Origin of the sequence: Bradyrhizobium centrolobii (genome assembly GCF_001641635.1) — a bacterium.
Taxonomy (GTDB): Bacteria; Pseudomonadota; Alphaproteobacteria; order Rhizobiales; family Xanthobacteraceae; genus Bradyrhizobium; species Bradyrhizobium centrolobii.
The window spans coordinates 1-19591 of the sequence record NZ_LUUB01000004.1 but is presented as its reverse complement, the minus strand read 5'-3'; the positions used below and the strand labels follow the sequence as shown (position 1 = coordinate 19591).

Sequence of the window (19591 nt, the reverse complement as noted above, 5' to 3'; positions counted from 1 at the left end):
GCCGCCTCCGCCACCACCTCCCGCTGCGCGACCGGCACCGCCGCCTCCGCCACCACCTCCCGCTGCGAAGCCGGCACCGCCGCCTGGCGCAGCAAAGCCTGGCGAGAAGGGATGCGTGCTACCGAGCGGTCAGCCGTGCCCGGCAAGATAAGAGGACCCTCGAGCGAGACGTTCGTGAAGCGGCGATGCAAACGCGAGTCCCGGCCGAAGCATTAAGACCAGGGACCCTGCGAGATGGTGGCGATGCCAGGCTGGTTCAGATCGAGGGCTTCGATCCTGAGGACGTGCAACGCTCAACGTCGAGACCTGTCTTGAGAAGCTCGGCCTGAAGAACGGCACGCCTGTCATTCCGAGGTCATTTCGCTACGTTGAACCCAACCACCGCGGAAGCCGTGCGCGGTAGGGGGAGGTCAAACTCTGTAGGGTAACCCCCGCGGACCGGGCGCCCTGATCATTTCTCGCCCATTTGAAGGCGTCTCGTTGTCCTGTCCGCAATGGGCCTGCCACGACTAGCGTGTCCTGGAAGACGGAGTTCCGCTTGAGAACTAAGTTCGCACTGCCCGCGAGAGCGGTCGTGACGGGTGGCCAGTTATTGCAATAGCCCGGCTAGGCGTGCGGCGGGTGGACCGCAGTATGCCTTTGAAAGTTGCCAATGCGAGCAGAAGATGTTGAGGCCCTGCGTGAAGACATGCTCGCGGTCATCGCCGCCTGCGCCTTTGCGTTGCGCGACACAATCGGCAAGAGCGCCTTTGACGAACGCATCATGACGGCCATGGGCAAGGTGTTGCGGCATGAGTTTGTGCCAATCGAATTTCAGCCGTACGCGTATGCCAAATATTCCGCTTCCAATCGGCTTCGAAAAGACGATCTCGCAGCCCTTCATCGTTGCGTTGATGACCGATCTGCTCGACGTCATGGCTGACGACAGCGTTCTCGAAATCGGTACCGGTCTTGGCTATCAGGCCGCTGTCCTCGCGCAGTTGGCCCGCAAGGTATACTCCGTTGAAATCATCGAAGAGCTTGGCCAGAAGGCGAAACAACGGCTCCGGCAGCAGGGCTGCAGCAATGTCGAACTCAAGATTGCGAATGGCTATCACGGTTGGCCAGAGCACGCGCCCTTTGACAAGGTGATCGTGACGGCCGCTCCCGATCTCATTCCTCTTCCGCTGATCCACCAATTGAAAGCGGGTGGCAAAATGGTCATACCGGTCGGCGCAGCAGCTCATTCTGGCGGAGAAACTCGCCAACGGCAAAATGACGATGAAGGAGATCCTGTCCGTCCGGTTCTCTCAACTCGAGGGGAGTGGATCCGGCTTGTAATAAGCTGGTGGCGCATCGGCAGCGGAGCTGGGCCACAATGATCGAGAGCATCAGCGCGGTTGCCATCGTGCCCCCCACATGTCGCGCGCCCTCCACTTCTACCGCGGCCTTGGATTTGAGATCGCTCACGGTGGCGACGAGATTGAATTCACGAGACTCCTGGCGGGAAAAGCTCCCTGCGTCGTGCGGGCAGAAAGAGACTGTGCTCGGACCGGAGGCCAACCAGATGACCACCTCGAAAACAATCGCCGGCCTGATCGGCCCCACGCTTGTTGCAATCGCTGCCGGAATGCTGCTGAACATTGGCTCGTTCCCTGAGTTGGCTGAACAGGTTTCCCGCGACCCCGCGCTCATCTTCGTGTCCGGCATCCTCCTGTTCGTCGCTGGACTTGCTATTGTGCGCGCTCACAATCGCTGGACGAAAGAATGGCCGGTGCTTGTGACCATCCTTGGCTGGCTTGCCATCCTCAGTGGCCTTGCACGAATGTTGTTCCCAACCCGCCTGGCCGCAATTGCCGGCGGAATTGGTCAGACCACCGGCGCGATCATTCCAGGAGCCATCTTGCTTCTGGGGCTCGGCGCCTTCCTCTCGTTCAAGGCGTATCGACGTGATTGAGCACGTGCTCTCTTTCCAGTGAGCGTTTTGATGACGGCTTCGGGGCTTGGGCGGTGTGGAAACTCGAACAGCTCAGAAGCTAGGGGGCCTTGGTCGACAATCGTTGCAGGCTACCGATGTTTTGCGCGACCGTGGTCGGCCAGAGTCACTATAGCGACGCAGTGTCATGCATTTGGGCGCACTTTCCGGCCTTCAGGCGGCGCGGACGACGCGCTCTCGCTAGCGGAGCAAGTCGAGGTCTGAACGGGAGCGGCCCGGCGCTGCCGTCGGCACCATGCCTTCGGGCGTGCGAATCAACAGCCAATCCTTGAGCAGGCACCCGGCTGAGCGCGTGCCTCATGGCGGGCCGACTCAACCCGGTTCGATCGTCGGCGCGCGACACTGCGGTCTTGCATCACTGCGTCGAACACAATCACCCGTACCAGTACCTGACCGCACTCAATCCCGGCTTACCGGGGCCGGAATCCGCCCCACCCCGGTGGCGACCTGAAGGCGCCTAGAGCATGATCCGGAAAAGTGTGCAGCGGTTTTCTGAAGAGATCATGCTCAAACAATAACCTGAAGCGCGATGACGATTGATCCCAATCTCATCGCGCTTTAGTGATCTGAACCGGACGCGTATATCCGTTCAGGCAGCGCTGACGGTCTCGCGCTGGACCACCAGGAACTGCCGCGCGAACGCGTCGGCCGGCATCGGACGGCCGAAGAAATAGCCCTGCCCTTCCTCGCATCCCATGCTGACGAGGAAGTCGGCCGTGGCGCGGTTCTCGATACCTTCGGCAACGACGGTGAGGCCGAGCTGCTTGCTGAGGCCGACGGTCGAGCTGACGATCGCGGCATCGTCGGAATCGGAGAGCAGGTCGAGCACGAAGGACCGGTCGATCTTGAGCCCGTCGAGCGGAAATTTCTTCAGATAGCTCAGGCTCGCGTAACCCGTGCCAAAATCGTCGAACAGGATGCGGACGCCAAGGTCCTGGATCCGCTTGAACATGTCGAGCACACGGCCTTCGTCGCGCAGCAGGATGTCCTCGGTGACCTCGAGCTCGAGCAGCGAGGGCGTGAGCCCCGTCGCATCGAGAAGCGCCGCAACCGACTGCGCGAGATCGCCGGAGTGAAGCTGCGACGGCGACAGGTTGATTGCGACGCGGACGCTTCTGCCGGACAACTCCCAGGCCCGCGCCTGCCGGCAGGCGGTTTCCATCACCCAGCTCGCGATCCGCTCGGACAACGCAGAGGTGTTGACCACCGGCATGAACTCCCCGGGCGAGACGTAGCCGCGCACGGGATGCCGCCAGCGGATGAGCGCCTCGGCCCCGACCAGGCTGCCATCGACCAGGCGGACTTGCGGCTGGAAGAACAATTCGAACTCGCCGCGGTCCGCGGCGAGCGCGAGCTCGCTTTCAAGCGTCAGCCTGTTCTCCAGCTCCTGCCTGATGGTGCTCTCGAAGACCACATGGCCGCCGCGCCGGGTTGCTTTTGCCTTGGAGAGCGCGAGATGACCGTTGCTCAGAAGGTCGTCAGCGCTGAGCCCGCCGTCCGGGTAGACGGCGACGCCAACACTGATCCTGACGCGGTGCTGGCGCGTGCCGGTGGCGAGCGGCAGCTCAAATGCGCGCGCGATGCGCTCGGCGAACTGCGCAACCGGCTCGCCATCCTGCGCGTATTCAAGCGCAATGGCGAATTCGTCTCCGCTGAGTCGGGCGACGATCGCCTTGCCCCCCGCTTCTGCCTTCAGGCGTCCAGCGACCGCGCGCAGCACGAGGTCTCCGGCGGCGTGTCCCAGCAGGTCGTTGATCCGCTGGAAGCCGTCGAGCCCGAGCACCAGCAGCGCAACCTTGCAAGACCCCCGTTCCGAACCCGCGACGAGGTCGACGAGCCCGGCATGCAGCGAGTTGCGGTTGGCAAGACCGGTCAATGCATCGTATTCGGCGAGATATCTGACGCGCTCGGCTTCGCGCTTGCGGACCGAGATGTCGCGCAGGATTGCGCCATATTGGAAGCCATCCGTTCCCTGCCAGCCCGAGAAGCTTGCCTCGACGGGGAACGTTTCGCCATTCTTGCGCCGTCCTTCGAACTCGACGACCACCGCCCCACCCGGGACCAGGAGTGCCTGGCGCGCAGCATCGCGCATGGCGAAGGCCCTCGAGCTACCGTCAACCGGCATTGCGCAGAGCGCTTCGAAGGGCTGGCCGATCATTTCGGTCGGCATGTAACCGAAGATCGCGCTGGCGCCGGGATTCCACACCGTGATCCGGTGATCCTCGTCGGTGCAGACCAGGCCATCGCCAAGCGACATCGCGATGCGATGAAAGCGGCTCTCTGCGATGCGCCCCAATAGGCTGCGGAAGTCGATCTCGTCGAGCGCGATCGCGGCCAGATAAGCGAAGATGGCGATGTGAAGCAGCGACGTGTCGATGACGAGCGGCCATTTCGCCTGCACGAGGGCTGCGACAAGCTCGACTGCTGCCCCCGCCGCGACCAGCATCGCCACGCGGACACCGGGAGCGATGCGGCGCCATGAGAATATCATCAACAGGCAGATCACCGAAAGGCCGAGCGCCATGCCCACGTCGGAGGTCCAGCGCAGCGTACGCTGCTGCATGATCGATTCTGCCGCGAGCGCCTGAAGGACTGGGCCCGACGCGATGCCGCCGTTCGGAACGCTGAAGCGGTCGCCGAGCTCGAGCGCTGTGGCCCCGACGATGATCTTCTTGTCCTTGAGGCTTGCCAGGGTCGCGGGGTCGCCGTGCAGCACGTCGGCATAGGAGACGCGCGGAATGGACACTGCACGGATACTGAAGTCGATCAGAAAGGGCGGGGTTCGGCTTGCATTCTGCCCGGCCAGCACGACAGCCATCGACGGCACGAAGTTGTCGCCGAGCTTCTCCCCGAAGGGATAGCGGCGAACGAGGCCGTCGGGCTCGACCTTGACGTTGACGACTGCCGGCCAGGACTGGTTGCTGAACGGTCTCAGCGGGCGATTGATGTGCGCCGCTCCCCCGTTCGGTGCCGGTTGCTTGAAGGACGGCAGGATCGTCACCCCNNNCCCCGCCGACATCCCTGAGTGCCTTGACGAAAGCCTCGTCGGAGGCGGGATCGGACGGGGTGCTGAAATCAACATCGAAAGCCACGTCCTGGACGCCGGCACTTTCCAGTTTCTGCAGCAGTTCGGCATGCAGCCGGCGCGGCCAGGGCCACACGCCGATCTGGTCGATCGAGGGTGCATCAATCGCGACCACGACGACTTTGCCGCTGGCCGCACGTGATTGCCAGGCGAACCGCAGATCGGTGAGCGCATTGCGGAGTGCAGCGTGCCATCCCGTAGACAGCACGACCGCCAGCGCAATCACGACCAGAATATGCGGCCTGTAGCGTTTCACCTTGCTCCCCCGCACATCCGGCGGATGCCGCGATGTGCTCCCCTTCATGTTGACGGCACGGTCCTAGCGATGGCCCCTGCCCCAATTCCAACCATAGTGGTGGCCATTGTTGCCGTTATTGCCGTTTCCACTGCTTCCGCTATTTCCGTTGTTGCCATTGTTGCCGGTCGCGCCGCTCCCGCTGCCGGAGCTTCCGCCGGATACATCGCTGGTCGAACCGGCAGTCGTAGCCACCGTCGTCGTCGCGCTTGATGACGTCGCTGCGGCGCTACTCGCGGCAGCACTGGTGCTCACGGTCACCGCGGTCAGGCTCGAGGTATTGCTGGCTGCAGTCGTCGTGCTTGCCCTCGTGTCGCTCCAGACCGTGTCGATGCCGGCGTTCGCGGCACTGCGCACGCGGCCCGGCGCGACGGCACCATGGGCAAGCCCATGCGTGACCTTGTGGAAGTTCAGCTTGACCTCGCCGAGCGAGCTCGAGATGCGCACGGCGCCAGCCCTGGGTGGCGTGGCTACGGCCGCCTGATGCGATTGCATCGGCGCGCCGCCAGCCCTGGCCCCCTTGTCGACCGGACCGAGCGCATGGATCGCATGTCCGTTCGTCGCGTTGCGCGGCGCCGACAGCCCCGATTTCGGCACTGGAATCCGTTCGATCGTCGAGGCGCGCGGCTTGCCCTGTTCGATCGGATTGAAGGTACCGGCACCGCTCAGGCGAAGACCTGGCTTGCCGTGCTCGAAGGCGGTCGCCGCCTGTCCCGGCAAGACCTGCGCGATCTGGCCCGTCTTGAAGTCGGAGACTTCAACCTGGCCGCGGAGCACGCCGACCTTGGTGCTGCCGGCGTTCACCGTGACACTGAACTGCGTTCCCTTGACCACGGCGGCGAGATAAGGCGTCTCGACCTCGAAATGCTTGACGTTGCGCTTCTCGACCTCGAGCAGGATCGAACCGGCCTGCTGAATGATCGTGGTCGAGAGCCCTTCCTTCTTCTCGGCCGGCAAGCCGACCACCGAGTTCGGAGAAATCAGAATCGTTTCCTCGCCGCGGACGAGCAGCCCCCGCCCGTTGCGGCCGGTGCGGATGGTATCGCCTGGTTTGAGCGTCTCGTCCTGCTTCAATGAGACCTGCTGCGCGCCGCCGGTCGCGAGCCAGACCTCGCCAGAGGTCTTGCTGATCGACCAGGCGCCATCCTCTGCGGCGGATGCGCCGGATGCCATTCCCAGCAGCAGCGCCGCCATCAAGGCGCGCCGCAGTCCAACTCTGTCGAGCATGACGATCCTCAGTCCCCTGTCCGGCCGGGCTGAGGAGTACCCGAAATGACTCAAGATAGGATTAGCCGGAACCGGCAATGCAAACGGTCGGATTAACTTTTCATTGACCATAAAAACCTATGAAAAATCATGCGCCTAACGAATCTTTACCGTCTCCTGCGGGCCGCTCCGTTGAACTACGGAGAGCAGCGCACGGTCGATAGGATGGGACGGCATTTCGTTGCCGCATTGGTACTGCTCGCACCAATCGTTGCGGGAATTCCGCAGGCGTTCGCGCAGCAGGCGAACCAGCCGGGATTCGATCCGCGCCAGCCCGAAAAGTATTTCGAAAACCAATCCGATCAGGAAACGCTCAACCGCCCTCCGGTCAAGCTGCCGACGGTCGGCCAGCCCAACACCGGCGGCGATACCAAGCCGCAATTTGTACTGCGCGGCGTCAACGTCAGCGGCGCCCATGCCATCTCCCGCGACCGTATCGCCGGGGTCTATCAGCCCTATCTCGGCAAGAAGGTCTCGCAGGCCGATCTCGCCGCGATCGCCGGCGCGATCAGCGAGCTCTACCGCGCCGACGGCTTTCATCTGAGCCGGGCGATCGTGCCGCCGCAGGATATCACTGACGGTCGCGTCCAGATCTGCGTGATCGAAGGGGCCATCGTGCAGGCCGACCTCAAAGGCGACGGCGCCGAGCAGTTCGGCGTCAGGCCGATGCTCGGGCCGGTTCTGGCGGAGCAGCCGTCGCGTCTTGCAACGCTCGAACGCCAGCTGTTCCTCATCAGCTGCAGGCCGGGCGTCCGGATCACGGATACTGCGCTTGAGGAGATCGGCGGCCCGACCGGTCGCTTTCGTCTCACCGTCTATCTGAAGACCTGGCACGTCTTTGCGTCGTTCGGACTGGATAATCTCGGATCATCGTCAGTCGGCCCCTTGCAGACCTATGCGACGGGCGCGTTCAACTCCTACCTCGCCCCCGGCGACACGCTCGCGGTCAATCTGTCGACCATCGCGAACGATCCGCGCGAGCTCGGCTTCGCACGGCTCTCCTATGACGCGCCGGTCGGCGTCGACGGCGTGCGCCTCGGCGCCTCCGTCCTGTACAGCGCGGTGCGGCCGGGCGATGCGCGGCGCCTCGACAGCGACATCACCACGACCGAAGCCTTCGAGGTGCGGGCAAGTACCGTCCCCTTCATGTCGCAATGGTCGGCCCTCACCCTCACCCTGGCCGGCACCCTCAGCAACGTATCGGAACACGATCTGTTCGGCCCCTACTACAACGACCACATCAGGACCGCGAGCCTGACGGCCGATTACCGGCTCCAGGATCGCTTCGGCGGCACCAACTACGCAACGTTGACCTATCGCCAGGGCCTCGACATCTTCGGCGCCTCGCATTTCGACGACGATCTGTTGTCGCGCGACGGCGCCTCGTCGAACTTCTCGGTGCTGAATCTCTGGTTCACGCGCTACCAGGCGCTCAACGATGTCTGGTCGGTCAAGCTCTCCGCGGCAAGCCAGACCGCATCGCGACCGCTGTTCATCTCGCAGCAATTCTACCTCGGCGGCGCGGCCTTCGGCCGAGGCTATGGCGCAGCCGAGATCAGCGGCGACAACGGCCTCGCCGGCTCGCTCGAGCTACGCTTCGACCAGAAGCTCAATTTCCGCTACTGGAGCGGCTACCAGCTCTACGCCTTCGGCGATGCCGGCGCGGTCTGGAACGACGGCTACCACCTGAGCGATGGCCTGTCGCTGACCTCTGCCGGGATCGGCGCCCGGTTCTTCCTCTGGGACGATTTCCAGGCCGATTTCGGCGTCGCCGTCCCCTTGAGCTACCGGGCGCCGGACAATGAGCGCCGCAGCCCGCGTTTCCTGTTCACGCTCTCCAGCGCGCTGCGGCCGGAACGCGGCAAGGCAGGCTGTCCCTAGCCGAGCAGCGTCGCCGCGATTTGCCCCGACATGCGGCCCGTTTGGGACCTTTCTCACACACTTGCCTAAATTTAATCCCGCACTCTGGTCACGATCGCTCGATCCGGGAGTTCCCAATGGCCACGTACAGTCAAAAGTGATTGAGATGGAACCATGAAAAGGGTGTTTACGGTTCTGGCCTTTCTCTGCGTCCTTGGCGTCGGCGAATATTTTGTGGTCTCCAGGTTCGCGATCCGTCACGAGACCTTGAGCCTGTTCGACGCCGCGCGCCAGCGGCCGGTCACCGTCGAGCTCGCGGTGCGGCGCGATTACGAGACCAAGGCTAATCTCGGCCTCTGGAAGCTTCCGCTAGCCATCATCAGCAACGGCAATACCGTCAAGGCCACCGAATATTCGTTCCTCGCCAACGTGCTCGCCGCGCGCGGCTATATCGTTGCGAGCATCCAGCAGGACCTGCCGACCGACCCGCCCCTGATGACCCACGTCGGCCAGCCCTATGTCGGCCGGCGCCAAGTTTACATCCGCTGCGAGGCCAACATCCTCTTCGCACTGGGAGAGCTGAAGAAGCGCCAGGAGAACGCCGCATATGATCACATCACGCTGGTCGGCCACTCCAACGGCGGCGACGTCTCGATGTATGTCGCCCATCAGCACCCCGAACTGGTGTCGAAGGTGATCACGCTGGACAATCTGCGGGTGCCGTTCGAGCTCAACGACCACTTGAAGATCCTGTCGTTCCGCTCGAAGGACCCGCACTTCGTGAGCGACCCCGGCGTCCTGCCGACGCCGGAACAGGCCAAGGCGCGCGGCATCGATATCGTCCATACCGGCGCGCAGCACACGGAGATGAGCGATCGCGGGCCCGACTCGGTCAAGGAGAAGATTCAGGCGACGCTCGACCGCTTCCTGCGGGACAGCGCCAGCAGCGAGCTTGCACCTGCCGACACGACAAGCCCGATGATCATGAACCCCGGCGATTACTAGGGCATGTCTCCGGGAAATAGGATCAATGCGCGACGGCGATCGCGCTTTGGCCGCTTTGCGGCAGATCAAGGCGGCTCGAGGCCGGACGCGCGATAAGGCAGTTCCCAGAGCGCCGGAGAGACATTTGTCGCACTATGCCAAAAGCCTAGGCCCACCCGCGGCACGGGTACCGGGTCTTGTCCGTCATTTCTATCGTTCGGCCCGCCGACTGTTCCGGTCGGTCATCGCCCGCATCGATCTCTCGCAATTCCCGGGATCGTGCTGCGGTTGAACTCTGCGCTTCGCCATGCGCCCGCAACATGCAAATCCCTGCCGGTCGAGCCGGCAGGGATCGCCAGAAAAGGATGATGGACGGCAAGCTGTCCCGTGGATCAGGACTTGCCCTTGCCGGACTGCATCAAATTGCCAGTCATCTGGCGCATGTGGTCTCCGGCGCTGGTGAACTGGCTGCGCAGGAACTCGGACTGGATGCGCATGGCTTCCTGAAGGTCGGTGGCGTGAACAAGCTTGCGCGCATGCTCGAACGCCGACTTCATGTTCTGCTCGGTGAAAGCGAGCGCCTGCTTCGACACCTCGGTGCCCGCTCCGGGCACCGTTGACATCGATTTGGTGGCGGCTTCGAAAAACATGCCGAATGCCCTCTCCGCCTGGTCGATCGTCTTTTCGGCCAGGTCGCGCAATTCGGCCGGAACTTCAAGCTTCGGTTCGATCATGTCGCTGTCCTCCCTTTTTTCTTACTGATTATCACATTTTTCGCTTCCGCTTCCAGCGGCCAAGCCTCGGCGGCAGGCGCAACCGGGGGGGGGGGGCGGAACGCCGTTAGGCGGGACGAACCATGGAGGCAGCACGACGCCGGCGCGCAGTCCGGCTCACGACAGGGGACGTTCAGGGAGGGTTTCGTCGGTGGCGAGGTCCTCGACGAGTTTGATGACCTCAAAACGTTGCCGGGGTGCGAGCTTCAGGAAGGCACGCAGCAGGCGAAGGCTTTCGACGGTGCTGCTTGCAGGCGCGCCGAGCTTGAGGTGCAGTTCAGCCGCGAAATTGAGGTTCTTCATCTCGCACCTATGACAAGGATCGGCCTTCGTGGTCGGACCTCCCCTCAAGAACCAACGCCATGGCGGCGAAGGGTTCTCGGCCGGAGCCCTCCAGCGGGTTGGTACGCTGAACTGCGCATCCGGACGGCCCGGCTCAACCCGTCAGGTTGCAACTATGCCAAGGAACAACCCTTCGGGCAAGCCAAACCATCGGCGCAGCGATGCTCAGCCAGCACCGCACCACGGCAATTCCGGATAACAGGAATATGCACCGACGTCACCCACCTGCGTCAAGAAGCGGCATCGATGTGCACGCTGCCTTGATCAACTCCGGTGCCGCGCGATCAGCCTTGCTTTGTGTCTGAATGTGAACAGGTCCACGCATCGCAATGTGAGCATATTGCCTCGATTTGAGGGAGGGCGTTCGATCACGGAACGTCGAAGCCCTTCGCCCGACTGAGCGAGCTACTGCTTCTTCAGCGTATACACGTAATCGTTGAGTCCGACCTCGGCGGTTGCATCATCGACGAAATGAAAGTCGATTTCACAGCCGGTCTCCAGCGTCTTGATCCGGGCGCCGCTGAAGCCGAGCGAAGCAGCAAGCGCTTTGGGATCGGCCTTCTTGTCGGCGCGCTGCATCTCGTCAAATGCGCCCTGGAAGATCATGTCGGGACCATAGTCCGTCACCTTGTACTGCGGCTTGGCACAGGCAAAGGGCCGCGGCCCCGAGATCTCCTTCGCCTTGAGGACCAGCGTCTTGCTCATCAGCCGTGCCCGCTCGGTACCATCAGGCTTGCGGTGCTGGTCGGCCCATGGTGCCACCACGGCCGTCGTGACCGCCCAGCTCCCGACATAGAACGGATCGGCGGCCATGGCGGTGCTCGGCACGCCGAGCGACGCAAGAATGCAAACCGTGACGATAGATTTCATCTGATGAATCCTTTGAGCTCTCGACTTGGACTCGGCTCTGCGCGTCAGGGTTCATCGGTCCCCAATATTTTCCGATCCGTGAACCGCCGTTCAAGATCAGACGACCAAGCCGGTGCGAAACGGCCACGCAGATCACGGGCGCCATGGCTGACTGACCTCTTCGATTCGGGCGCGCGACAGCATCAAAGGACGACGGCATGCTTTCTCGCTGCGATGTCATCAAGGGCGCCGCGGTCGCGCTGCTCACACTCTCGATTCAGGGCGCATGGGCGCAGGAGACAAAAATGAATCTGTTCAAGATCGTCACCGTCAAGGACGAGATCATCATCGGATTGTCAGCCGAGGAGCTGCAGGCGCTCGGCGGCAGCGATGCGAGCGCCGTTGCGCACGCGCTGGCGCAGAAGGGCGACCTCACCGTCTGGCAGTACAACGTGCATCGCGGCCAGAACGGAGAACTGCAGCAAGCGCCGACGGCGAAGGTCGGGCTCCTCGCCAACGCCTCGCTCCGCGTCGAGCCCTATTCGACGCCGTACCAGATCGTGCCGCATCCGTAAGCAGCACCGCACGCCGGCGGCCGCAGCCGCCGGCGTGCCGCTCTCATCGGCGCTGCTCTGCGCGCGGCCCCACAGTTTCGGTCGCAAAGCCGTAGACCAGCGCCAGCCGGTCAAGGCATTCGCGAAAGCGGCGCGCGAAATAGTCGTTCCAGCGCTGGGTACGTACCGCGCGGCGCTGCCCGATCTGGTCCATGGTCAGACCCAGGACCAGCACATCGTGCACCAGCGCGGCACCGTCGGTGCCGAGCTCGCGCTCGACCCGGTTCAGCCGCAGCACCGCCTGGCGCTGGCTCTCGGTGACTGGCTCGCGCGTGCGCGCGCCATCGACATATTCGCGGGTCGGATCCACCGCCTGGGGACCGCGCTCCGCCTTCTCCCAATCATTCTGGAAGGCACGGCCACCGCGGTATTGCGCCTCGTCGATCTGGTGGTGGGAATGCAGCCGGCCGAGCGGATCATTTCGGATCGAGCGCATGGCGGCAATCTTTTCGCCCGGTTCGAGCGCCAGAGGATTGTCGACCTCGATCTCGGCCACTTCGGCATTGAACGGCAGTTCGTGCGAGCGCCGGTCATAGAGCTTTGCCAACTTGTAGGACTTGTTGCGTCTGGCGCGTACCACGCGGATACTCCTTGCGAAATTGACGATTGAAGGGATGCCACGCCGCCCGTCAGGCGGCCGAGACCAGCCTCAGCACGAGGGGACCCGCCACGCGCGCGGACGTCGATCCGGGTCCGCGGGTCAGGTGGAAATGCGGCGTGCAATAGCTCGAGCCGGACGTTCGGGGATGGCCGCAGAAGGTGATCTCTTCCCCGTCCTTGTCGCCGCCATAGGGATAGCGGCAGTCGCCAGGCGCAAGTTCGAGCAGCGAGATCAGGCGGGGCTTGATGCCCACGCAGCGCAACTTGACCGGTGCGGCCAGCTTCATCGCTGATTTCGGCGGCACGCTCCAGCTCTGCAACGCCGGAGGCCGCGGTGGAAACAGACAGGGCTCGCCGGGGAAGGCCGGGACGATCGATGGACTCTTCATCCGTGCCGGCGCCGCAAGCCCGAGCCGCCTGGCCCGGCCGACCACCGCGTTGCGCGTGTAAGCCGTTCCGAATCTTGCGTTAATTTCCCGTCCGATCTCCGCATATGACATGCCCTTGAGAAAATAGTCGCGAAGCGCGTCGGAGTGCTCCGACGGCCAACTCCCCGGTTCCATGCGGCTGTCCTGTGATGCGCCCTCGCCGGCCGGCACGGCCGGGATCGTTAGACACACATTCCGGTATTCCGAAACAAAAGTCAAGCGAGAATTCTGATATTCATAATTGCATCAATTCCGAATTTCGGATTAGAAGAGACAGGGACCATGGTCAATCGAGGGAATCACCATGTTGGACGTTGCAATGATCGAGCGGGGCCTGGAGAAGACGGGCAAGAGCAAGGGCGGGCTGGCAGCGGCCATGGGCGTGCGCCCGGGCGCGGTCTCGGAAATCCTGGGCGGCGAACGCCTGGTGAAGGCGTCGGAAATTCTGCCGATCATGGAATATCTTGAACTCAATCTCGCACCGATCATGGGCCGGGTCGGCGCCGGCGCCGTGATCGAGCCGGATTTCGAGCAGGTTCCCCCCGAGGGGCTCGGCGACGTCGTGCTGCCCTTCCCGATCATGGAAGAAACCGTCGCCTTCGAGATCGTCGGCGATTCGATGCTGCCCAAATACGAGAGCGGCGACGTGATCGTGGTCTACAAGGACCAGCGCTATCCGCTATCGAGCTTCTATGGCGAGGAGGCCGTGGTCCGGCTCAAGACCGGCGAACGCTACCTGAAGACCATCGAGCGCGGCAAAAGCCCGTCGGTCGTCAATCTCACCAGCTTCAACGCCAAGCCGATCGTCGGCGTCAAGCTGGAATGGGTCGGGGAGATCTGCCTCTCCATGCCCAAAGGCCAGCTCGAGCGGCTGCGCGCCAAGTCGGCGCGGCCGCGCAAGAAAGGCAGGTAGGCGGAAAAATCGCGCCGATTTCCGATTTCTGGAAATCGCGTTTGGACCAATTTCCGTTTTTCGGAAATATCTGCCGCAGGCCTGCGACACACGGGCCGCGGCAGGGACAGTTCATGCAGTACTTCGTCGTGATGATCGACTATGGGCGGCGCGGCCGCGAGGAGGTCGTCGATCCCGAGATTACCCGGCGCGAGGTGGTCTCCCGCGTCGTCTCGGGTGAATACAGCAACATCTCCTTCATTCACGAGATCGTGGACAGCTCGGTCGAGGACGTGACCGAGGCCATCCTGATTGAGGCCGCCCTCCCGCAGGTTCCGCCCGAGGACATCGATCTCCAGGCCATCGGCCTCGATCATGCCCGCGACCTGCGCAAGCACGAACGGACGTGACGCAGGCGCGGAACGCCTGCGCCGTCGTCGGATCGGACATCACACCAGGAGCACCGTCGATCCCGTCGTCTTGCGCGCGGCGAGATCGGCGTGCGCCTTGGCGGCGTCCTTCAGCGGATAGGTCTGGTGCACTTCGATCTTGACCGCGCCGGATTTCACGACGTCGAACAGCTCTTTGGCCATCGCAACCAGGTTCTCCCGCTTGGCGGCATAGGTGAACAGCGTCGGACGGGTGACGTAGAGCGAGCCCTTCTGCGCGAGCAGGCCGAGATTGAGCGGCTCGACGGCGCCCGAGGATTGACCGAACAGCGCAACAACGCCGAGCGGCGCGAGGCAATCCAGCGATTTCAGGAACGTGTCCTTGCCGACGGAATCATAGACCACCGGCACCTTCTTGCCGCCGGTGATCTCGTCGACCCGCTTCACGAAATCCTCGCGCGTGTAGATGATGACATGATCGCAGCCATGGGCCTTGGCGAGCTTGGCCTTCTCATCGTTGCTGACCGTGCCGATCACGGTCGCGCCGAGATGTTTCGCCCACTGGCTCAGGATCAGGCCGACGCCCCCGGCCGCGGCATGGAGCAGGATCGTGTCGCCGGCTTTCACGCGATAGGTCTGCCGGATCAGATACTGCGTGGTGAGGCCTTTCAGCATCATCGCCGCCGCGGTTTTGTCGTCGACACCGTCAGGCAGCTTCAGCAATCGGTCGGCGGGGATCAGCCGCGCCTCGGAATAGGCGCCAAGGGGCGAGGCACCATAGGCAACACGATCGCCGGGCTTCAGATCCGTGACGCCGGGGCCGACCTCCTCGACCACGCCGGCAGCTTCGCTGCCGAGGCCGCTCGGCAATTGCGCCGGATAAAGGCCCGACCGGTTGTAGATGTCGACGAAATTGAGGCCGACAGCGGTGTGACGGATGCGCGCCTCGCCGGGCCCGGGCTTGCCGACATTGACTTCCTCCCAGACCAGGACTTCCGGACCGCCGGTCTTGTGAAAACGAATGGCATGGGTCATGGGCATTGCTCCCTTATTGTTGGAGTTGAGGATCGGAGAACCGGGTTCGGGCCGTGAAATAGGCATTTAATCCGCCCGTTACAGTACAGAGGCGTAACAAGAATGTCACAGCGAACGACAAACGCTCGCCGTTCCACCTCTGTTCGAGAGAGTTGATGAGGGCGCCAGGACACTCGGCAGTACCTTTCGCGCGGGGTTCGGTGGTTGTCTGCGAAGGAGAGCCGAGATGCCAGCTTATGTACAGCATCATCAGGATATCGATATCGCGCCTGTGATTTGTCCGACTTGCATGGGGTTCCTGCCAATGTATGTGCGCGAGGTCGAGCCGCATTGGAGCCTTGCCAAAATCGACTTCGTCTATGAATGCGCCGATTGCGGCACCGAGCTCAGGCAGACCATCCGCAAGCCGGAGCTCCTGCGGCACTGACGGGAGCGAATTTCTCCCGGTTATCTATTTGCGCTAAGCGGAAAATCAGCCGCTCACGCGGATCTGGTTCCTCCCAAACGAGGCTTGTTCTTTGCCGGGAACGCAGGCAGAACAAGCCTCAAGCAAGACCTTTGGGAGCGCCCATTCGTGGCTGATCAGAAGGCCTCGACCTCGATCGAGGCAGTGGAGAGCGGCCTCGCCGCGCAAGGCTATATCGCGAGCCGGCAGATCGCGACCGCAGTCTATTTGTCGCAACAGATCGAGAAGCCGATCCTGGTCGAGGGTCCCGCGGGCGTCGGCAAGACCGAGCTTGCCAAGGCCATCGCCGCCTGGCGCGGCATGAAGATGATCCGCCTGCAATGCTACGAGGGCCTCGACGAGGCCAAGGCGCTCTACGAGTGGAAGTATGCAAAGCAGCTTCTCTATACGCAGATCCTGAAGGACAAGCTCGGCGAAGTGCTCGAAGGCGCGCAGACGCTGCACGCCGCACTCGACCAGCTCCACGACTTCGGCGACGTGTTCTTCTCCAAGGAATTCGTCGAGCCGCGGCCGCTGCTTCAGGCCCTGGAGCAGCCGGGCGGCTGCGTGCTGCTGATCGATGAGATCGACAAGTCGGACGCCGAATTCGAATCGCTGCTGTTGGAAATTCTGTCCGACTTCCAGGTCACGATCCCCGAGCTCGGCACTGTCTCCGCGATCACGCCGCCAACCGTGATCCTCACCTCCAATAGCGAGCGCGATCTCGGCGACGCCTTGAAGCGGCGCTGTTTGCATCTGCATATCGGCTTCCCCGAGCAACGGCTGGAGGAACGCATCGTCGAGAGCCGCGTGCCCAGCATCTCGCAGACGCTGCGCCGGCAGATGGTCGGTTTCATCCACGAGATCCGCACGCTCGACCTGAAGAAGCTGCCCTCGGTCAGTGAGACCATCGACTGGGCACGTGTTCTGGTGCTCTTACAGGCTTTCGAGCTCGATACCGAGATCGTCAAGGACACGCTCAACGTGCTCCTGAAATACGAGGCCGACATCGAGGCGGCTGCGCCTCAGGTCACGACGTTCATGGCCAAGGCGGCGCGGTCCAACGTCTTCGGTTGACGCCGATGCGCGAGAACCTCCATCGTTTCTTTCGGGCGGCGCGGGGCGCCGGCGTCCATGTCTCGCCCGCAGAAAGCATCGATGCGATGCGCGTTGTCGCGCAGGTCGGCGTGTCCGACCGCGCCATCTTGCGCGACGCGCTATTGTTGACGCTCGCCAAATCGCAGGACGAGAAACTTGCGCTCGGCGACTGCTTCGATCTGTTCTTCAGCCAGCCGGAACCTCGGCAGGAACAGGTCGAGGCCGCTAGCCACGATACTGCGCAAGAGACGGATCAATCCCCCTCGCCCGGCGCGAGCAGCGACGCGGGCGGAGGTCAGCCGCCCGAGGGATTGGGCCCGCTTGCACAGATGCTGCTGTCGCAGGATCGCAATGCGATCGCCGCAGCGATCGCCAGTGCTGCCGGCGCGGCCTCTCTGTCCGACATCCGCTATTCCACCCAGCGCGGAATCTTCTCGAGCCGCATCCTCGATGCCATGGGGCTCCAGCGCCTGCGCGATGATCTCGACGAATTGACCGCGACGAACCCGTCGCTGGCCGAGCGCCTACGCGCCGCGCTCGACGCCTTGCGCGAAGCCGTGCGCGACACTGTCTCGCAGGGGCTTGCGCTCTACGCGCGCGAGGAGGCCGAGAACCTCCGCAACGAGATCTTACGCAACGCGCCGCTCGCGCGCATCGAGCGGCGGCAGGTCGCAGAGATGCGTGCACTCATCCGCCAGATCGCGCGGCGCCTGCGCGAGCGTTACTCGAAGCCGCGCAAGCGCCAGCGTCGCGGCCATCTCGATGTCCGCCGCACGCTGCGCCGCAATGCCGCCTGGGGCGGCGTGCCCTTCCTCACCGCCTGGAAGCGCAAGCACCGCGACCGGCCGAAGATCGTAGCGCTCTGCGACGTCTCGGGCTCGGTCGCGCAGGTGTCCGATTTCTTCCTGCTCCTGATCCATTCGCTGCATGAGGTGGTCGACGATGTCCGCTCCTTCGCCTTCTCCTCGCATTTGGTCGAGGTCAGCGACATCCTGGAGACGAAGTCGCCCGAGGAAGCCATGCGGGAGATCATGTCCAAGGTCGGTTTCGGCTCGTCCGATTACGGCTCGGCGCTGGTCGGTTTCGAGAAGGAGTTTATGAGCACGTTGACGCCGCAGACCACGGTCATCGTGCTCGGAGACGCCCGCAGCAACAATCTCGACCCGCGCGCCGACATCCTGCGCCGTATCTCCGAACGCTCGAAGCGGCTTGTCTGGCTCAATCCCGAGGGACGTCTCGCCTGGGGTTTTGGCGATTCCGAGATGCCGCGCTATGCGACCTTTTGCAGCGTGGTGCGCCAATGTGCCACCGCGCAACAGCTCGAGCGCGCGGTGTCCGATATCGTGGCCACCTATCAGTAAACGGCGATTCAGTAAACGGCGATCGCGTTCGCGGAGAACATTAGCCGGCAGTCAGCCGCGAGCCAGCTCGGCCCGGGCGAGATTGCACTCCCGAAAGTGATGAGCGATTTCGTCGAGGGCGCGCTGCTTCCACTCCTCGGCCTGCGTGAGCCAGAAAACCCGGCGCTCCGAATCGAACGCCGCACGCTCCCGACAGAGCGACTCCTGACTGCGGATTTCCACCAGCCTGTTCATGCACTCCACTCCTGCCGTGTGAAGTCATTCACCCGCGAATCAGCGTAACAGAGTCTTGAACATCTCGGCTCAAGATTTCTGTGCACATCGCGACGTAGAATGGGACAGCGCTGCTTCCCGTGCACTGCGGTAGTTCGCAACGCAGCATCAAGCGCAGATCATCAATTAGTGATCGGAGAGCGGAACGATATTGGTCGGCAAGCGATCTTAACTCTTGTGGCGCAACAAAGTGCGGCAATTTGTGAAGAGAGGTTCTAAACACCTCACCGAATTCCGGACTCAATGTCGTCGCATGGTCTTCATGCACCGCGGCTAAGTGATGCGCGCGGACGATACCATCGCTTGAGGCAACATGAGCAACGACGTCGACTTCGATCTTTCATCGGATCAATGGGAAGCCCTGCGCACGCTTCGCAACCCGGCCTCGAACGGTCGTCTCTCGAAGGCCTATCTCGTCGAAGGCCTCGTCAAGCTCGGTCTCGTCGTCATCAACGACGGCGTGCCGGCGATGACGCCCGCGGGACGCAAGGTGCTGGTGCGGGGATCGGGCCGACTGCTGGATGTCGCCGCATGAGGATAGGCGCGGATTGAATTGATGACGGCAGTCTGCTGGCGGATGAACAGATGGCGCGCTCGATGAAGCATCAGACAGCTCTGTTGCTCGACCGTCTTGGTCGGCAAGAACCGCATGTTGGGTCTCGTGACCGCCTCGCAAATCGCCTCCGCGTCCGTGGTGTCGTTCTTCTGTCGCTTGACGTAGGGCTTCACGTAGGCCGGAGGCATCAACCGCACCGCGTGCCCCAATGTCTCCAGCTCACGGGACCAGTAGTGCGATGACGCGCAAGCCTCGATCCCCACCAGACATGGCGGCAGCTTCTGGAAAAATGCCAGGACGTGCTGGCGCCTCAACTGGCGGCGTATGACCGTGTGGCCAGCTGCATCAACACCATGCACTTGAAAGATCGACTTCGCGATATCCAGACCGATTGTCGAAATTGACGGCATAGCTTGCTCCTCCGAATCGTGGGAGCCTCAAACGGCGCCCACTCCTTGGCACTCTCGTGCC

The 19591-nt window shown here is 63.0% G+C and carries 21 protein-coding genes and 3 pseudogenes; 12 read left to right on the top strand and 12 right to left on the bottom strand.

All coding sequences use genetic code 11. From position 1 onward, the window contains the following. Window positions 1-191: hypothetical protein (locus tag AYJ54_RS51670; protein WP_210184074.1), on the bottom strand; the 191-nt coding region annotated here is incomplete at its 3' end. 461 nt (window positions 192-652) lie between these two features. On the opposite strand from AYJ54_RS51670, the gene AYJ54_RS51045 reads away from it, so the two are divergent. The 3 genes from AYJ54_RS51045 (at window position 653) to AYJ54_RS00485 (ending at window position 1936) form a co-directional block, all read left to right on the top strand. Continuing rightward, window positions 653-922: a hypothetical protein gene (locus tag AYJ54_RS51045; RefSeq protein ID WP_201724101.1), complete on the top strand. Its 270-nt coding sequence runs from the start codon at window positions 653-655 to the stop codon at window positions 920-922. Continuing rightward, on the top strand, window positions 828-1361 hold the full coding sequence (locus tag AYJ54_RS51040; RefSeq protein WP_201724100.1) for a protein-L-isoaspartate O-methyltransferase family protein: 534 nt from the start codon (window positions 828-830) through the stop codon (window positions 1359-1361). The genes AYJ54_RS51045 and AYJ54_RS51040 overlap by 95 nt, the downstream gene beginning before the upstream one ends. A 185-nt stretch (window positions 1362-1546) precedes the next feature. After that, window positions 1547-1936: a hypothetical protein gene (locus AYJ54_RS00485; RefSeq protein ID WP_063695952.1), complete on the top strand. Its 390-nt coding sequence runs from the start codon at window positions 1547-1549 to the stop codon at window positions 1934-1936. A 628-nt stretch (window positions 1937-2564) separates the two neighbouring features. Here AYJ54_RS00485 and AYJ54_RS00480 read toward each other — a convergent pair. From AYJ54_RS00480 to AYJ54_RS00475, 3 genes and pseudogenes are all read right to left on the bottom strand, one after another. After that, window positions 2565-4979, bottom strand: a pseudogene (locus AYJ54_RS00480) (EAL domain-containing protein); the annotation flags it as partial. A gap of 3 nt (window positions 4980-4982) precedes the next feature. After that, a pseudogene (locus tag AYJ54_RS51795) lies at window positions 4983-5316 on the bottom strand (CHASE2 domain-containing protein); the annotation flags it as partial. Between the two features lie 63 nt (window positions 5317-5379). Beyond that, the gene (locus AYJ54_RS00475; RefSeq protein WP_063695949.1) at window positions 5380-6582 is read right to left on the bottom strand and encodes a FecR family protein; all 1203 of its coding nucleotides are present in this window, start codon (window positions 6580-6582) and stop codon (window positions 5380-5382) included. 129 nt (window positions 6583-6711) lie between these two features. Here AYJ54_RS00475 and AYJ54_RS00470 point away from each other — a divergent pair, with 129 nt between their 5' ends. Beyond that, window positions 6712-8502, top strand: a complete 1791-nt coding sequence (locus AYJ54_RS00470; protein ID WP_063695948.1) for a ShlB/FhaC/HecB family hemolysin secretion/activation protein — start codon at window positions 6712-6714, stop codon at window positions 8500-8502. 153 nt (window positions 8503-8655) lie between these two features. After that, window positions 8656-9486, top strand: coding sequence for an alpha/beta fold hydrolase (locus tag AYJ54_RS51790; protein WP_063695947.1), 831 nt, complete (start codon window positions 8656-8658; stop codon window positions 9484-9486). A 371-nt stretch (window positions 9487-9857) separates the two neighbouring features. Here the strand turns inward: AYJ54_RS51790 and AYJ54_RS00460 are convergent, their stop codons facing one another. The 3 genes from AYJ54_RS00460 to AYJ54_RS00450 all read right to left on the bottom strand — a co-directional run bounded on the left by AYJ54_RS00460 (window position 9858) and on the right by AYJ54_RS00450 (window position 11450). After that, window positions 9858-10199 carry a phasin gene (locus AYJ54_RS00460; protein WP_063695946.1) on the bottom strand — a complete coding sequence of 114 codons (342 nt, stop codon included), beginning with the start codon at window positions 10197-10199 and terminating at the stop codon, window positions 9858-9860. 156 nt (window positions 10200-10355) lie between these two features. Continuing rightward, window positions 10356-10541: a hypothetical protein gene (locus AYJ54_RS00455; protein WP_063695945.1), complete on the bottom strand. Its 186-nt coding sequence runs from the start codon at window positions 10539-10541 to the stop codon at window positions 10356-10358. Window positions 10542-10985: 444 nt separating this feature from the next. Then, a complete protein-coding gene (locus tag AYJ54_RS00450; RefSeq protein WP_063695944.1) occupies window positions 10986-11450 on the bottom strand; it encodes a hypothetical protein in 465 nt (154 codons plus the stop codon). A 197-nt stretch (window positions 11451-11647) separates the two neighbouring features. On the opposite strand from AYJ54_RS00450, the gene AYJ54_RS00445 reads away from it, so the two are divergent. Next, window positions 11648-12004 carry a hypothetical protein gene (locus tag AYJ54_RS00445; protein ID WP_063695943.1) on the top strand — a complete coding sequence of 119 codons (357 nt, stop codon included), beginning with the start codon at window positions 11648-11650 and terminating at the stop codon, window positions 12002-12004. Window positions 12005-12047: 43 nt separating this feature from the next. On the opposite strand, the gene AYJ54_RS00440 is transcribed toward AYJ54_RS00445, so the two are convergent. Continuing rightward, on the bottom strand, window positions 12048-12623 hold the full coding sequence (locus tag AYJ54_RS00440; protein ID WP_063695942.1) for a hypothetical protein: 576 nt from the start codon (window positions 12621-12623) through the stop codon (window positions 12048-12050). A 49-nt stretch (window positions 12624-12672) separates the two neighbouring features. Continuing rightward, window positions 12673-13206 carry a GcrA family cell cycle regulator gene (locus tag AYJ54_RS00435; protein WP_063695951.1) on the bottom strand — a complete coding sequence of 178 codons (534 nt, stop codon included), beginning with the start codon at window positions 13204-13206 and terminating at the stop codon, window positions 12673-12675. A gap of 169 nt (window positions 13207-13375) precedes the next feature. On the opposite strand from AYJ54_RS00435, the gene AYJ54_RS00430 reads away from it, so the two are divergent. Then, window positions 13376-13984 (top strand): S24 family peptidase, encoded by a 609-nt coding sequence (locus AYJ54_RS00430; RefSeq protein WP_063695941.1) that lies wholly within the window; start codon window positions 13376-13378, stop codon window positions 13982-13984. A gap of 113 nt (window positions 13985-14097) precedes the next feature. Continuing rightward, complete coding sequence (locus tag AYJ54_RS00425) at window positions 14098-14373, top strand: hypothetical protein (RefSeq protein WP_063695950.1); 276 nt, start codon at window positions 14098-14100, stop codon at window positions 14371-14373. A gap of 39 nt (window positions 14374-14412) precedes the next feature. Here the strand turns inward: AYJ54_RS00425 and AYJ54_RS00420 are convergent, their stop codons facing one another. Beyond that, entirely contained in the window at window positions 14413-15387 is a 975-nt protein-coding gene (locus tag AYJ54_RS00420; protein WP_063695940.1) for a quinone oxidoreductase family protein, read from the bottom strand. A gap of 226 nt (window positions 15388-15613) precedes the next feature. On the opposite strand from AYJ54_RS00420, the gene AYJ54_RS00415 reads away from it, so the two are divergent. The 3 genes from AYJ54_RS00415 to AYJ54_RS00405 all read left to right on the top strand — a co-directional run bounded on the left by AYJ54_RS00415 (window position 15614) and on the right by AYJ54_RS00405 (window position 18291). Next, window positions 15614-15814: a hypothetical protein gene (locus AYJ54_RS00415; RefSeq protein WP_063695939.1), complete on the top strand. Its 201-nt coding sequence runs from the start codon at window positions 15614-15616 to the stop codon at window positions 15812-15814. Window positions 15815-15961: 147 nt separating this feature from the next. Further along, window positions 15962-16909 (top strand): AAA family ATPase, encoded by a 948-nt coding sequence (locus AYJ54_RS00410; protein ID WP_063695938.1) that lies wholly within the window; start codon window positions 15962-15964, stop codon window positions 16907-16909. A 5-nt stretch (window positions 16910-16914) separates the two neighbouring features. Beyond that, window positions 16915-18291 carry a vWA domain-containing protein gene (locus AYJ54_RS00405; protein WP_063695937.1) on the top strand — a complete coding sequence of 459 codons (1377 nt, stop codon included), beginning with the start codon at window positions 16915-16917 and terminating at the stop codon, window positions 18289-18291. 51 nt (window positions 18292-18342) lie between these two features. Here AYJ54_RS00405 and AYJ54_RS00400 read toward each other — a convergent pair whose 3' ends face one another. Next, on the bottom strand, window positions 18343-18525 hold the full coding sequence (locus tag AYJ54_RS00400; RefSeq protein WP_063695936.1) for a hypothetical protein: 183 nt from the start codon (window positions 18523-18525) through the stop codon (window positions 18343-18345). Between the two features lie 352 nt (window positions 18526-18877). Here AYJ54_RS00400 and AYJ54_RS00395 point away from each other — a divergent pair, with 352 nt between their 5' ends. Next, window positions 18878-19099, top strand: coding sequence for a hypothetical protein (locus AYJ54_RS00395; protein ID WP_063695935.1), 222 nt, complete (start codon window positions 18878-18880; stop codon window positions 19097-19099). Window positions 19100-19107: 8 nt separating this feature from the next. Here the strand turns inward: AYJ54_RS00395 and AYJ54_RS46430 are convergent. Continuing rightward, window positions 19108-19530: pseudogene (locus AYJ54_RS46430) on the bottom strand (IS110 family RNA-guided transposase); the annotation flags it as partial. Between the last annotated feature and the right edge of the window lie 61 nt (window positions 19531-19591).

What these genes read in the sequence shown, in the direction of transcription:
- AYJ54_RS00475 (WP_063695949.1), bottom strand. Translation starts at nt 6,582, where the DNA reads ATGCTCGACAGAGTTGGACTGCGGCGCGCCTTGATGGCGGCGCTGCTG.
- AYJ54_RS00420 (WP_063695940.1), bottom strand. Translation starts at nt 15,387, where the DNA reads ATGACCCATGCCATTCGTTTTCACAAGACCGGCGGTCCGGAAGTCCTG.
- AYJ54_RS00405 (WP_063695937.1), top strand. Translation starts at nt 16,915, where the DNA reads ATGCGCGAGAACCTCCATCGTTTCTTTCGGGCGGCGCGGGGCGCCGGC.
- AYJ54_RS00450 (WP_063695944.1), bottom strand. Translation starts at nt 11,450, where the DNA reads ATGAAATCTATCGTCACGGTTTGCATTCTTGCGTCGCTCGGCGTGCCG.
- AYJ54_RS51790 (WP_063695947.1), top strand. Translation starts at nt 8,656, where the DNA reads ATGAAAAGGGTGTTTACGGTTCTGGCCTTTCTCTGCGTCCTTGGCGTC.
- AYJ54_RS00435 (WP_063695951.1), bottom strand. Translation starts at nt 13,206, where the DNA reads ATGGAACCGGGGAGTTGGCCGTCGGAGCACTCCGACGCGCTTCGCGAC.
- AYJ54_RS00395 (WP_063695935.1), top strand. Translation starts at nt 18,878, where the DNA reads ATGAGCAACGACGTCGACTTCGATCTTTCATCGGATCAATGGGAAGCC.
- AYJ54_RS00400 (WP_063695936.1), bottom strand. Translation starts at nt 18,525, where the DNA reads ATGAACAGGCTGGTGGAAATCCGCAGTCAGGAGTCGCTCTGTCGGGAG.
- AYJ54_RS51040 (WP_201724100.1), top strand. Translation starts at nt 828, where the DNA reads ATGCCAAATATTCCGCTTCCAATCGGCTTCGAAAAGACGATCTCGCAG.
- AYJ54_RS00430 (WP_063695941.1), top strand. Translation starts at nt 13,376, where the DNA reads ATGTTGGACGTTGCAATGATCGAGCGGGGCCTGGAGAAGACGGGCAAG.
- AYJ54_RS51045 (WP_201724101.1), top strand. Translation starts at nt 653, where the DNA reads ATGCGAGCAGAAGATGTTGAGGCCCTGCGTGAAGACATGCTCGCGGTC.
- AYJ54_RS00445 (WP_063695943.1), top strand. Translation starts at nt 11,648, where the DNA reads ATGCTTTCTCGCTGCGATGTCATCAAGGGCGCCGCGGTCGCGCTGCTC.
- AYJ54_RS00470 (WP_063695948.1), top strand. Translation starts at nt 6,712, where the DNA reads ATGCGCCTAACGAATCTTTACCGTCTCCTGCGGGCCGCTCCGTTGAAC.
- AYJ54_RS00455 (WP_063695945.1), bottom strand. Translation starts at nt 10,541, where the DNA reads ATGAAGAACCTCAATTTCGCGGCTGAACTGCACCTCAAGCTCGGCGCG.
- AYJ54_RS00485 (WP_063695952.1), top strand. Translation starts at nt 1,547, where the DNA reads ATGACCACCTCGAAAACAATCGCCGGCCTGATCGGCCCCACGCTTGTT.
- AYJ54_RS00425 (WP_063695950.1), top strand. Translation starts at nt 14,098, where the DNA reads ATGCAGTACTTCGTCGTGATGATCGACTATGGGCGGCGCGGCCGCGAG.
- AYJ54_RS00460 (WP_063695946.1), bottom strand. Translation starts at nt 10,199, where the DNA reads ATGATCGAACCGAAGCTTGAAGTTCCGGCCGAATTGCGCGACCTGGCC.
- AYJ54_RS00415 (WP_063695939.1), top strand. Translation starts at nt 15,614, where the DNA reads ATGCCAGCTTATGTACAGCATCATCAGGATATCGATATCGCGCCTGTG.